Origin of the sequence: Legionella feeleii (assembly GCF_001467625.1) — a bacterium.
Lineage (GTDB): Bacteria > Pseudomonadota > Gammaproteobacteria > Legionellales > Legionellaceae > Tatlockia > Tatlockia feeleii.
In genome coordinates, this window is sequence record NZ_LNYB01000080.1 from 293376 (window position 1) to 305523 (window position 12148).

A 12148-nucleotide genomic window follows, 5' to 3' on the forward strand; every position below is an offset into this window, starting at 1 on the left:
TTTGTTTGCCTCATAGGGTTTTCGCTTTAGCAACAGCTTCCTCGATGCTACCAACCATGTAGAATGCCTGTTCAGGCAAATCATCATACTCACCAGCCAGAATACCTTGGAATCCTTTGATAGTATCTTTTAGTGATACATATTTACCAGGAGAACCAGTGAATACTTCAGCAACGAAAAACGGTTGGGAAAGGAAACGCTGAATTTTACGGGCACGGGAAACCACACGCTTGTCTTCTTCAGACAACTCATCCATACCTAAAATAGCAATAATATCTTTCAGTTCCTTATAACGCTGCAATGTTTGTTGAACCCGACGAGCCGTATCATAATGCTCTTGACCAACAATCAATGGATCCAATTGACGTGAAGTAGAATCCAATGGATCTACGGCTGGATAAATTCCCAGCTCAGCGATTTGACGGGACAAAACGACTGTCGCATCTAAATGCGCGAAGGTGGTTGCAGGTGAAGGGTCGGTCAAGTCATCCGCAGGAACATAGACAGCTTGAATGGAGGTAATAGAGCCTGTCTTGGTGGAGGTAATACGCTCTTGCAGCATACCCATTTCCTCTGCCAGTGTTGGTTGGTAACCCACTGCAGATGGCATCCGGCCAAGTAATGCAGATACTTCAACCCCGGCAAGCGTATAACGATAAATGTTATCGATAAACAGGAGTACATCACGTCCTTCATCACGGAATTTTTCCGCCATGGTCAAACCAGTCAAGGCTACGCGTAATCGGTTTCCTGGTGGCTCATTCATTTGTCCGTAAACCAATGATACTTTATCCAGAACGTTAGAATCTTTCATCTCATGATAGAAGTCGTTCCCTTCACGAGTACGCTCGCCCACACCGGCAAATACGGAATAACCACTGTGTTCAATGGCGATGTTACGAATCAACTCCATCATGTTAACGGTTTTACCCACACCGGCACCACCGAACAAGCCCACTTTACCACCCTTGGCAAAAGGACATAACAAGTCAATAACTTTGATACCGGTTTCCAGCAATTCCTGACTACCAGCTTGTTCTTCGTAGCTTGGTGCCTTACGATGAATTGCCCAATGCTCATCAGCATCGATAGGACCAGCTTCATCGACCGGACGTCCCAGTACATCCATAATACGACCCAGGGTTTTCTTACCAACAGGTACTTGAATTGGTTCGCCAGTATTTCTAGCCTGAATTCCACGTTTCAAACCATCAGTGGTACCCATTGCAATAGTACGAACAACACCGTCACCCAATTGCTGTTGCACCTCAAATACCAGATCCCCTTCAACGAGTTTTAACGCATCGTTAACTTTGGGAACGTTATCACGAGGAAACTCAACGTCGACAACCGCGCCAATAACTTCAACTACAGTTCCTAAACTCATCATATGCCCTCTTATAAAGCGTCCGCACCACCGACAATTTCTGCCAATTCCTGAGTAATAGCAGCTTGTCGAGCTTTGTTATACGCTAATTGAAATTCTTTGATTAACTCACCTGCATTATCAGTTGCACTCTTCATTGCAATCATTTTTGCAGCTTGCTCACAGGCAATATTTTCCACAACAGCCTGATAAACCTGCAACTCGATATAGCGCTCCAACAAAGCGTCTAATAATTCTTTGGCATCGGGTTCGTAAATATAATCCCAATGATGGCCAAGCTCTTTACTATCTTCTTCAGAAGCAGGTAAGGGTAAAAGCTGTTTAATGGTCGGTTTTTGCGTCATGGTATTAACAAATTCATTATACGCAATGTGCAACGCATCTATTTCACCCTTATCAAAGGCGTCCAGCATGACTTTTACCACGCCAATCAAATCCTTTACGCTGGGTTTATCACCCAGTTGATCAACAGAAGCGATAATATTTCCACCAACCCGTTTGAAAAATGCTTGCCCTTTCCTGCCAATAACGCAAACATCGATTTCTTTGCCTTCATGCTGCCACTGGCGCATGTGGCGTATTGTTTCGCGCAGTAAATTAGCATTCAAACCACCACACAAGCCTCTATCCGTAGTTACGACAATGACACCAATACGCTTAATGTCACGCACGGTCATAAATGGATGTCTATATTCAGATGTCGCGCGAGCCAGATGTCTAACAACTTTATATATTTTGTTTGCATAGGGCTTGGATGCTCGCATTCTATCTTGCGTTTTGCGCATTTTACTTGCGGCAACCATTTCCATCGCGCGAGTTATTTTTTGCGTGTTTTTAATACTCGCAATTTTTGTACGGATCTCTTTCGCTCCAGCCATATCTTGCTTCGCCTTTAATTAACAGATTTTTTGCTAAAAAAACCTGCGTAATCAATTAAGCCACCTCTGCCTGACAAAGGTGGCTAGTGAATTTACCAGCTACCAGTGCGTTTGAAGTCTTCGACAGCTGCCTTTAATTGGGATTCAATATCACCATCATAAGCACCAGATTCATTGATCTTGTGCAAAAGTGCCGCATGTGAAGCCTGCATAAAGCCATGTAATGCTGATTCAAATGCGTTAACCTCGGTAACTGGAACATCATCCAGATAGCCTTTCTCTACGGCAAAAAGGGACACAGCCATTTCAGCTACGGAGTGGGGTGAGTATTGCTTTTGCTTCATCAACTCAGTAATACGTTGTCCACGCTCCAGTTGCTTACGTGTTGCATCATCCAAATCAGAAGCAAATTGTGAGAAGGCCTCCAACTCACGGAATTGGGCAAGGGCCAAACGCGTACCACCACCCAGCTTTTTCATGATTTTGGTCTGTGCTGCACCACCAACCCGGGATACAGATAAACCGGAATTGATTGCAGGACGGACGCCAGAGTTGAATAGATCGACATCAAGGAAAATCTGTCCGTCTGTAATCGAAATTACGTTGGTTGGTACGAAGGCCGATACGTCACCTGCTTGCGTTTCAATAATTGGCAACGCGGTCAGTGAACCCGTTTTGTCTTTCACCTCACCATTGGTCAATTTCTCGACTTCCTTCGCGTTGATTCTTGCTGCGCGCTCGAGTAAACGTGAATGCAGATAGAAAATATCCCCAGGATACGCTTCGCGACCTGGTGGGCGACGGAGTAATAACGATATTTGTCGGTATGCCCATGCCTGTTTGGTTAAATCGTCATAAACAATCAGAGCATCCTCACCGCGCTCCATGAAATATTCACCCATGGTGCAACCGGCGTAAGGAGCAATAAACTGGAGGGCAGCCGAATCAGAAGCACCGGCAACGACTACAATGGTATGTTCCATAGCGCCATGTTCTTCCAGCTTGCGCACAATGGCTGCTACTGAAGACGCCTTTTGGCCAACGGCTACATAGATACATTTTACTCCAGTACCCTTCTGGTTAATGATCGCATCAATAGCGATAGCTGTTTTTCCAGTTTGGCGGTCACCAATAATCAATTCACGCTGACCACGTCCGACTGGAATCATCGCGTCAACTGCTTTCAAGCCGGTTTGTACTGGCTGATCAACTGATTGACGAGCAATTACACCAGGAGCCACTTTTTCAATGGGAGACATCTTGGCGGCTTCAATAGGTCCTTTACCGTCAATTGGATTACCAAGTGCATCGACGACACGTCCAAGGAGATTTTTACCTACAGGAACCTCAAGAATACGACCAGTACACTTTCCTTTTTGGCCTTCAGACAGGCTTGAGTAATCCCCGAGGATTACCGCACCGACTGAGTCGCGCTCCAAGTTTAGTGCCAGGCCATAGACTCCCCCAGGGAATTCAATCATTTCCCCTTGCATAACGTCGGCAAGGCCGTGAAGGCGAACAATACCATCCTTCAGGCTAACAATGGTTCCTACATTTCGCGCTTCGGAAACAACGTTGAATTCTTCAATCTTCTTTCTGATTAATTCACTGATTTCAGATGGGTTTAACGCTACTTGTTCTGTCATGAAATCTATCCTCTCTCTAGGCGGCTAAATCGGTGATAAGCTTACTTAATTTGCCTCGCACCGAGCCATCAATAATTAAATCGCCAGCTTGAATAACCGCACCGCCCAGCAGTGATTGGTCAACATTGACATCAAGCGTGACCTGGCGTTGTAGCCGTTGGCTAAGTGAACTGATTAAATGCTGTTGTTGCTCAGTTGAAAGTTCTGAAAAGCTATGAACTTTAACTACCAGCGTTTTTTCTTGCTCGGCACGCAATACCTCAAACAACACTTTAATATCAGGCAATAGCATCAAGCGCTTATTATAAGCCAACAATGCTATCAGACTTTCTATTGCTGTTGCTTCTTTATCGCTAGCTTTTGCAAAAGGAATCATTAATAGTTCTGTCTGCTGTTTTTCTGTTACTGCAGGATTGGTAATAAATTGCGTGGCTTTATCATCCAACACTGATATTGCCAAACTATGCAGTATTTCAGACCATTGGCTAAGTTTTTTGACAGCCAGCGCGTGCTCAAAAATTGCTTTTGCGTAAGGTCTAGCGATCGTTGTGGTATCTGCCATGTTAAATCTCTTTAATCAGGTTATCCAATAACGCGCTATTCGCTTGTTTATCGATTTCACGCATAAGAATCTTTTCAGCACCAGCTACTGCCAACTGAGCTACCTGCTTGCGCAAGTTCTCTTTCGCACGATTGATCTCTTGCAGTAGTTGCTCATGAGCAATTTTGGCTTGCTTCTGTGCTTCCAGTTTCGCTTCTTCTTTAGCTTCTTCAATGAGTTGAGCAGCACGATGATTTGCTTTTTCAATAATTTCTGAAGCTTGTGATTTGGCTTGTTTTAATTCATCACGGACACGATGTTGGGCCAGTTCCAATTCTTTACGGCCACGCTCTGCAGAGGATAAGCCGTCAGCGATTTTGTCTTGGCGCTCTTCCATTGCTTTAGCCAAAGGTGGCCAAACAAATTTCATGGTAAACCAGACAAACGCGACAAAAACCAACATTTGAACAATCAAGGTCAAATTTATATCCAAGGTAATTTCTCCTGTAGCATTTGGGGCGTAAAACCGCCCCCATTTAGTGTTATCAAGAACCTAAATTGCTGAGGAAAGGGTTAGCGAAAGTGAAGAACAACGCAATACCCACACCAATCATTGTTACCGCATCAAGTAAGCCTGCAACAATAAACATTTTTACTTGTAACATAGGAACCATTTCAGGTTGGCGTGCAGAACCTTCAAGGAATTTTCCACCCAGTAAACCAAACCCAATCGCGGTACCTAACGCACCTAAACCTATCAGCAGGGCGACTGCGATAACAGTCATACCTTGAACTTGTGCTATCAAACTTGCAGCTTGCATATAAATCCCCTTAATGGACAATTGTTTAAATTAAAAAATGATTAATGGTCTTCATGGGCCAGACTTAGATAAACGATAGTCAGTACCATAAAAATAAACGCTTGCAACGTGATCACCAAAATGTGGAATATTGACCAGGCCAAAGCTAATAAAAACTGTGCCACGCCCAAAGTAACTGTTCCAGCCAATGAGGATACAGTTGCATTCAAGGTTAGCAAGGCTATCAGAATAAAGATCAATTCACCAGCATATAAGTTTCCGAATAGACGCAGTGCAAGCGAAATCGGTTTAGCAATCAATCCCACCAATTCCAACAATAAGTTGAAAGGAATAAATGCGGGATGATTGAAAGGCTGTAAGGCTAATTCTTTTGCGAACCCTTTGACACCCTTGATTTTCACACTATAGAAAATAATAAGCATGAAAACTGATATCGACATGGCAAAAGTTAGATTCAGATCATTCGTAGGTACGACCTTTAGATAGTGAATACCAACTGATTGAGCCAGAATAGGCAGCACATCAACTGGAACAATATCCATAAAATTCATCAGGAAAACCCAAACAAAAATGGTCAGAGCCAGGGGCCCGATTAATTTATTCTTTCCGTGGAAACAGTCTTTAACCTGATTATCAGCAAACTCCAGCATTAATTCAGCAAAATTCTGTAGCTTGCCTGGTACACCTGTCGTTACCCTGCGTGCGCCAATGTACAGCAACGTCAGGATAAAAATACCTGATACAACTGAGAAAAACAGTGTATCAAGGTTGACCGTCCAAAAACCACCCGAACCAAAACTCATCGTTTTGAGGTTAAAGGTGAGATACGTTAAATGATGTTTGATATATTGGGTGCTTGATACCATTTCAGTCACTTTCTGGCCTATTTTGTTTGTTAGCAAAAATCAGTGGTGCGAACCAATGGTTCATCAACACCATAATGTAAGTGAAAAAAAACGCAAGAGGGGCTACTTTAAACAGTACAAACACCAGCGTAAACAGGATAACAGACGACACAATTTTCAATGCTTCACCTATATAGAAGCTTTTGACTATTTGTCGAGCCGCTCTGGCGCCCTGGTAGCGAAACAGTTTCCTTGCGAACAATATAGAAGGTATGACTGCTACCAGTCCTCCTAATATTGCGGATAGCGCCTCTTTTGTTCCGAAAGTCAGCAGAAAAACCAATGCTATTATTACACTGGTAGCCAGCTGAGCTCCCATCAAGCCTATCACGCCTCGTACGCTCCGCCTATCTTTCACATTTTCACCCATCTTTCAACGCGCAAATTATAAAGTAATCAAGCTGGATAAGCAACGTCAGCAGCAAGTTTCGTCTCTATTTGCTGTTTTTTTTGCTAAATCAATTACTTTCGAAATTGAATTTTTATTAATCTTATTAATTATTTTAAATCCAGGTGTTTTTTTTTGGCGCAACCAATCTGTAATCGACCTAACGGCGTTCTGCGCTGGAATATTAGGCGTATATTGCTTATATTTTATAATAGGTGCACTTATTATTGTCACCTGCAGTGTTTACCTCGAAGTAAGGAATTATGATATGTCAGAAAAGCAACAACGCACCGCTGCCAGTATGCGGGAAAAAATGCTCAATCGGTACGGTGATGGACTTCACCACAAACATGATAAAAACCATAACCCCTATCGAAAACATTGTAAATCTCACCCTGTACAACTAATGAACGGACATAGCAAAGAAGACGAAGCAAATTCCTCGACGGGATTGTTGCGTGCTTTTAAATTAAGAAAAATTCGTAAACGACTGGATAAAGGTCGCATCCATTGATAAAGTAATGGTATCCTCCAGGTTAGCCACTTCCTGGTTTGGAACTGCGCACGGTGGCTTGAGTCTACTCAGGCCACACTCTTTTAATGCAGATTAGGCATCTTTTACAGGCTGGACGCTTAAATTGTAGTATTTGAGTAATTTAACGACTCGCTCGACCCCGGCAGTATTCCTGGCTATATTGATGACAACAGCAGCTTGAGCTGGCCTCACATCTCCCATCAGGTAAACAATACGATCAGAAGTAATTACCTTAAACGCATTGGGATCAATCGCTGAGTCAGCAAAAATCTGACTGCGAATTTTAGTTGTAATCCAGCTATCCTCTAAGGTGTTACCTGGTTGTTGGCTAATATCCATTTGGTTAAACAAACGACGATAACCCGATAGAGCCGATATCCGTTTAATCGCCGTCTCACGCAGTTCCAGGCTGGGGACATGACCTGCCAACAGAATATCTCCATTGAAAACGGCCAAGTCGATTGCGCAACCCTCTGCTTTAAAAACTTTATCGCCGTACAAGACCCGATGAGCTTCTGCGGAAAGCTCATAGTCACTGAGTTTTTTATAAACATTATGGCGGTCATACACTAAAGTAGCCCCGGTCCATACGCCACCAAGACAACCAGTCAAAAGACTGCAGCCTAAAAAAATGACAACAAAACATCCCTGTTTTCTCATAGTTCCTAGACAATATATTGGAAGACTTTAACCACTTTACGAACACCTTGTACCTGTCTGGCAACATTGACCGCCAAATTGGCTTGCTCACGTGTAGCAATTCCCATTAAGTAAACAACAGCATTTTCGGTCACAACACGAATGGAGCCAGATTCCAACCCTTTTTTGGTTAACATTAAGCTACGTACCTGACTAGTTATCCATGTGTCTTTTGTTCGTTGGCTTATAGGCAAGGGATAATCGACCGAAATCTCATCGTAGACTCTTCTCACATTCGGTGTATTTTGCGCGATTTTTTCCGCTACCACTCTTAGTGAGGCTGTTGGTGTTTGACCAACAAGCAATACAACACGATTAAAGCTGCTTACCAGAATGCGTGAATCACGAAAACGAGGATCAGTAACTATAGCAGTATGAACCTTATGAAAAATACGGGCATCACTTTCTAATGTAACAACGCTGCGGCGATCATAAACAACAAGACCAGCGGCAGCACCGGCTACCACTGCTGCGACGCAGCCTGTCAGCAATGAACTAACGAGTAAAAAAATTATTGAGCGAATCTTCATAACTTACCCCAACATTTGACCAAACAATGATTGATCTATCAAATCACAAAAACAATGCAAGATGAATAAATGTGTTTCACGAATACGTGCTGCACTATCAGCCTGCACTCTTAGTTCGATATCTTCAGGCCCCAGATGATTAGCAAGAACACCACCATCTCGCCCGCTTAACGCAATCGTATCCATCCCACGATCATTTGCTGCATTGACAGCATGCAAAATACTATCCGAATTACCTGACGTTGAAAGCGCGAGTAAGACATCTTTTTCTTGTCCTAATGCATGGATCTGGCGAGCAAAAATCTGATCATAATGATGATCATTGGAAACTGATGTTAGCGAGGCCATATCTGTACTTAATGCAATCACAGGTAAAGGAGGGCGTTCTACTTCGAAATGATTAAGCATGGCAGCAGAAAAATGCAAACAATTTGCAGCTGAGCCGCCATTGCCACACAACAATATTTTCCCATCGTTAAGAAGGCAGTTAACCAAGCGTAACCCTGCCTTGGCTATGAGTGCAGACATAGTATCAGCAACAGCTATTTTCCCTTCGATGCTAATACCAAAGAGTTGCCTAACTCTGTCTTCCATCTGTGTCATCTTTAGTTTCCCAAGTAATTTGTATTATTCTAAAAGCCCAAACCAAAAGCATTTTTTATCCACTCAATTTTTGCAGGCTTGCCATCTAAAGTCAGTACATCAAAACGTGTGGGTTGTGTTTCATTAATTTTATTTGTAAGTAAATAATGGGTAGCCGTTTTTAAAAGTTTTTGCTGTTTGCTGTAAGTCACGCTGGCTGCAGCACCTCCAAATGTAAGTGAGGTACGGGCACGCACTTCGATAAAAACAAGATAAGCACCTTCTCGCATTATTAAATCTATTTCGCCCCAGCGGCATCGATAGTTACTCGCTACCCATTTCAATCCCTGAGCAGCAAGATGCATCCGTGCCTGCTGTTCTTCGATATACCCAATCCTTTGCGACATTGTCTTACCTATACGTCTGTATTAGTCGGCCATCGCCACTGCTACACCATTTCTAAACTGTCCCCAGGCAGGAATTCTTGCAACCTGCTGTGCCCGATTCAGATAAAGAGCACCACTTTTATCATTAACACCCATCGCTGGGAAGAGTAATAGCTGATTCAGTTGATTAGCCAGGGCATAACTATCCATACCTAAAGCATATAAACGATTATAACTGTTAAGTTGTTCAGGCCAGTTCTTATTCCCCAACTGATGAGCAAAGACCCAAGGCATGTCACAGAAAATGATGCCATTCAAATCTTTATCTTTCATGATGTTCAAACTTCCACTATATACGGTGGAAGTAGCGTAAACCGGGACATCACCAGCAAAATAATATTTTAAAAGAGGCATGATTTGTCGTGCTTTTGAAGGGTAAGCAAGCATAAAAATCATATCAAAATCTTGTCGTCGTGCAGGAACTGATTGAATATTACTGCCCAATAGTTGTTTAAGTTTCTTTTCCCGTGCCTGGCTATCAGAGATATGAAGAATATCCCGTACAGCAATATTCAAATCCTCATTATTGGCATATCTCAATTGATCAGAGATGATCCCATCACTCGAGCGCCACTGAGACGAAAATGCAGCAACAATTTCGTCGCCCCAACTCCCTTTTGGAGCAATGATTAAGGCACGTCTTAACCCTCTTTTGCGCGCCTTGACTGCAACCTGCCTTGCCTCGTTAGAAGGTGACAGCCCGAAGCGATAAGCATTTGTATTAGTTCCTGTTTCCATATCATTCAGCAAAAGTGTCGGAACAGGATGATCCATGGCTGCAACACTGGCAACATCTGTTTTACTTAGAGGACCAACAACATAATCGGCACCATCTGCTACTGCCTGCTGATATAAATCAGAAACATTTCCTGCCGCCGTATCGTATAACCGAATTTTCGCTCCTGAAGCAGGATTACTTTCCGCTGCGCTGACAAAACCATCACGAATAGCATTGCCTGGTCCAGCCAGAGGCCCGGTTAGCGGGAGTAAGAGAGCCATTTGACGCGGTGTTCGATGCAAATAGGGCTTAACGGCAGACAAAGGGGAGGGCAAAATACCATTCGCAGGATGCCCAGAATATCGCTGTTGCCATTGTTCAACACGGGCATAAGTAGCCTCAGCGTTTGCAGAATTCTGGCGTGGGATAAGTGCTAACTCCATCCATCCCTGCAAATCAGACCCTTCTTGTGCTTCGATTGCCAGGGTATTCAGTTCAGCAACAGGTAATTTGGTCAAAGTAAGCCATAAAATCCGACGGTTATTAGCCTGGGCAACCTCATCAGTTAATAGGCGTTCCAATTTAATGCGTTCAATAACCGATTCACTGGCATTCCCTACAGACTCATAAGCGTTAGCCAGGATTTCATGAAATTGAACTTGATAAAAAGACGGCAAACTGTTAATTTCACGCACGCCTGATAGCCTGGCGACAGCAGCTTTCGGCTGTTCACGAATCAAATCTGTTTTGGCGAGTAAAATATTTTTTTCGCTAGTCTGTTCGGGTGATAAATTATTGGTTTGAGCTAACGTTTTTATACCTTCTCGCCACTGGCCATCGTAGATAAACCGGCCGGCAGCCATGAGCAGAAGATTTTGTTGCTCATCACCGCCCTGATTTTTTGCCAAAGCGAGGTATGCACTTGCAGGCATAGTATAAGGAATGGCAGATTGCTTGTTAGGGCGCGGAGGAGTATTTTGATTTTCAGCAACTTTTGTGCATTGAGAAAGCAAAATGACTGAAACGATTAACGATACTACTTTTAATACTAATGAATTTGGTAACATGGAGGTACGTCCGAAGCGCTGGAACGGAATAGGATAAACTATGGTAAAAAGTTCAGCAACTATTGTTGGCACTCTTTATGTTGTTGCCACGCCGATCGGTAATCGCGATGACATTAGTTTGCGTGCCTTGGATGTTTTAAGATCGGTTGATACCATACTGGCCGAAGATACACGGCATTCTCAGCAATTACTGAATGTCTTGGGGATTCATAAACCCTTGCTTTCATTACATGCACACAATGAAAATGACAAAAGTGAACAGATTCTCAGTGCTCTGCAGCAAGGAAAATCGTTTGCCCTAATTAGTGATGCCGGGACGCCATTAATCAGTGACCCAGGCTTTCCACTCGTACGGCTCGCACAGGAAAAAGAAATTCCAGTTGTTCCGGTTCCGGGAGCCTGTGCCTTGATAACGGCACTTTGTGCTGCTGGTGTTCCTTGCGATAGCTTCACCTTTGCTGGTTTTCTTCCAGCTAAATCGGTTGCAAGAAAAAATAAACTTAATGGGCTACAAAATTCAGAACATACCTTAATTTTTTATGAATCTACACATCGAATTGTTGATTGTATTAATGATATTATGCAAGTTTATGGTCAACATTATGAAATGGTACTAGCCAAAGAATTAACTAAAGTTTTCGAGCGCTTTATTAGAGGGACGGTTCAGGAAATAAAGGATTGGTTACTGATGGACAATAACCACTCAAAGGGTGAATTTGTCCTTATTCTTCCTGCAAAACCTACAGCGACAGCCGATACAGAAGGAGAAGAAATTTTAGCTATTTTACTTGAGGAACTTCCTTTAAAACAGGCAGTAAAAATTGCGAGTTTATTAACAAAAATCTCGAAAAATGAACTCTATAAAAAGGGGCTAGATATGTTAGAAAATGGCAGATGATGCTATTGAAAACCTTTACCATAGCTGATTTATGCTGCAGATGAATTCATATTTTACAAGCATAAAGATTATTTTTTACATACCGTAAGACACAACGTGCATTCTAT

At 42.9% G+C, this 12148-nt stretch carries 15 protein-coding genes; 2 read left to right on the forward strand and 13 right to left on the reverse strand.

The genetic code is table 11. The features are described 5' to 3' along the window. Window positions 1-10: 10 nt before the first annotated feature. The 8 genes from atpD to Lfee_RS09030 form a co-directional block, all read right to left on the reverse strand. Entirely contained in the window at window positions 11-1387 is a 1377-nt protein-coding gene (atpD, locus tag Lfee_RS08995) for a F0F1 ATP synthase subunit beta (protein WP_058446307.1), read from the reverse strand. A gap of 11 nt (window positions 1388-1398) precedes the next feature. Further along, entirely contained in the window at window positions 1399-2265 is an 867-nt protein-coding gene (atpG, locus tag Lfee_RS09000) for a F0F1 ATP synthase subunit gamma (protein ID WP_058445968.1), read from the reverse strand. Between the two features lie 92 nt (window positions 2266-2357). After that, the gene (gene atpA / locus Lfee_RS09005) at window positions 2358-3911 is read right to left on the reverse strand and encodes a F0F1 ATP synthase subunit alpha (protein ID WP_058445970.1); all 1554 of its coding nucleotides are present in this window, start codon (window positions 3909-3911) and stop codon (window positions 2358-2360) included. Between the two features lie 16 nt (window positions 3912-3927). Next, entirely contained in the window at window positions 3928-4473 is a 546-nt protein-coding gene (locus Lfee_RS09010) for a F0F1 ATP synthase subunit delta (protein ID WP_058445971.1), read from the reverse strand. 1 nt (window position 4474) lies between these two features. Further along, window positions 4475-4945 (reverse strand): F0F1 ATP synthase subunit B, encoded by a 471-nt coding sequence (locus tag Lfee_RS09015; protein ID WP_058445972.1) that lies wholly within the window; start codon window positions 4943-4945, stop codon window positions 4475-4477. 52 nt (window positions 4946-4997) lie between these two features. After that, on the reverse strand, window positions 4998-5273 hold the full coding sequence (atpE, locus tag Lfee_RS09020; protein ID WP_058445973.1) for a F0F1 ATP synthase subunit C: 276 nt from the start codon (window positions 5271-5273) through the stop codon (window positions 4998-5000). A gap of 41 nt (window positions 5274-5314) precedes the next feature. After that, a complete protein-coding gene (atpB, locus tag Lfee_RS09025) occupies window positions 5315-6139 on the reverse strand; it encodes a F0F1 ATP synthase subunit A (RefSeq protein WP_082646612.1) in 825 nt (274 codons plus the stop codon). A gap of 1 nt (window position 6140) precedes the next feature. Further along, window positions 6141-6536, reverse strand: coding sequence for an ATP synthase subunit I (locus tag Lfee_RS09030; RefSeq protein WP_175055124.1), 396 nt, complete (start codon window positions 6534-6536; stop codon window positions 6141-6143). Between the two features lie 298 nt (window positions 6537-6834). Between Lfee_RS09030 and Lfee_RS09035 the strand changes: the two genes are divergently transcribed. Continuing rightward, window positions 6835-7080 carry a hypothetical protein gene (locus Lfee_RS09035; protein ID WP_058445975.1) on the forward strand — a complete coding sequence of 82 codons (246 nt, stop codon included), beginning with the start codon at window positions 6835-6837 and terminating at the stop codon, window positions 7078-7080. A gap of 93 nt (window positions 7081-7173) precedes the next feature. Here the strand turns inward: Lfee_RS09035 and Lfee_RS09040 are convergent, their stop codons facing one another. From Lfee_RS09040 to Lfee_RS09060, 5 genes are read right to left on the reverse strand one after another with little or no spacing between them, the layout of a single operon-like run. Beyond that, the gene (locus tag Lfee_RS09040; protein ID WP_058445976.1) at window positions 7174-7761 is read right to left on the reverse strand and encodes a BON domain-containing protein; all 588 of its coding nucleotides are present in this window, start codon (window positions 7759-7761) and stop codon (window positions 7174-7176) included. 5 nt (window positions 7762-7766) lie between these two features. After that, entirely contained in the window at window positions 7767-8330 is a 564-nt protein-coding gene (locus tag Lfee_RS09045; protein WP_058445978.1) for a BON domain-containing protein, read from the reverse strand. Between the two features lie 3 nt (window positions 8331-8333). Continuing rightward, window positions 8334-8933, reverse strand: coding sequence for a D-sedoheptulose-7-phosphate isomerase (locus tag Lfee_RS09050; protein ID WP_058445979.1), 600 nt, complete (start codon window positions 8931-8933; stop codon window positions 8334-8336). A 29-nt stretch (window positions 8934-8962) separates the two neighbouring features. Further along, complete coding sequence (locus tag Lfee_RS09055) at window positions 8963-9319, reverse strand: YraN family protein (RefSeq protein WP_058445981.1); 357 nt, start codon at window positions 9317-9319, stop codon at window positions 8963-8965. Between the two features lie 21 nt (window positions 9320-9340). Continuing rightward, window positions 9341-11143 (reverse strand): penicillin-binding protein activator, encoded by a 1803-nt coding sequence (locus Lfee_RS09060; RefSeq protein WP_058445983.1) that lies wholly within the window; start codon window positions 11141-11143, stop codon window positions 9341-9343. A gap of 40 nt (window positions 11144-11183) precedes the next feature. Here Lfee_RS09060 and rsmI point away from each other — a divergent pair, with 40 nt between their 5' ends. After that, window positions 11184-12041, forward strand: a complete 858-nt coding sequence (gene rsmI, locus Lfee_RS09065) for a 16S rRNA (cytidine(1402)-2'-O)-methyltransferase (protein ID WP_058445985.1) — start codon at window positions 11184-11186, stop codon at window positions 12039-12041. Window positions 12042-12148 lie beyond the last annotated feature (107 nt).

Coding starts and splice junctions, on each gene's coding strand:
- atpE (WP_058445973.1), bottom strand. CDS start 5,273: ATGCAAGCTGCAAGTTTGATAGCACAAGTTCAAGGTATGACTGTTATC.
- Lfee_RS09045 (WP_058445978.1), bottom strand. CDS start 8,330: ATGAAGATTCGCTCAATAATTTTTTTACTCGTTAGTTCATTGCTGACA.
- Lfee_RS09060 (WP_058445983.1), bottom strand. CDS start 11,143: ATGTTACCAAATTCATTAGTATTAAAAGTAGTATCGTTAATCGTTTCA.
- rsmI (WP_058445985.1), top strand. CDS start 11,184: ATGGTAAAAAGTTCAGCAACTATTGTTGGCACTCTTTATGTTGTTGCC.
- Lfee_RS09035 (WP_058445975.1), top strand. CDS start 6,835: ATGTCAGAAAAGCAACAACGCACCGCTGCCAGTATGCGGGAAAAAATG.
- atpG (WP_058445968.1), bottom strand. CDS start 2,265: ATGGCTGGAGCGAAAGAGATCCGTACAAAAATTGCGAGTATTAAAAAC.
- Lfee_RS09010 (WP_058445971.1), bottom strand. CDS start 4,473: ATGGCAGATACCACAACGATCGCTAGACCTTACGCAAAAGCAATTTTT.
- Lfee_RS09050 (WP_058445979.1), bottom strand. CDS start 8,933: ATGACACAGATGGAAGACAGAGTTAGGCAACTCTTTGGTATTAGCATC.
- atpB (WP_082646612.1), bottom strand. CDS start 6,139: ATGGTATCAAGCACCCAATATATCAAACATCATTTAACGTATCTCACC.
- atpD (WP_058446307.1), bottom strand. CDS start 1,387: ATGAGTTTAGGAACTGTAGTTGAAGTTATTGGCGCGGTTGTCGACGTT.
- atpA (WP_058445970.1), bottom strand. CDS start 3,911: ATGACAGAACAAGTAGCGTTAAACCCATCTGAAATCAGTGAATTAATC.
- Lfee_RS09040 (WP_058445976.1), bottom strand. CDS start 7,761: ATGAGAAAACAGGGATGTTTTGTTGTCATTTTTTTAGGCTGCAGTCTT.
- Lfee_RS09055 (WP_058445981.1), bottom strand. CDS start 9,319: ATGTCGCAAAGGATTGGGTATATCGAAGAACAGCAGGCACGGATGCAT.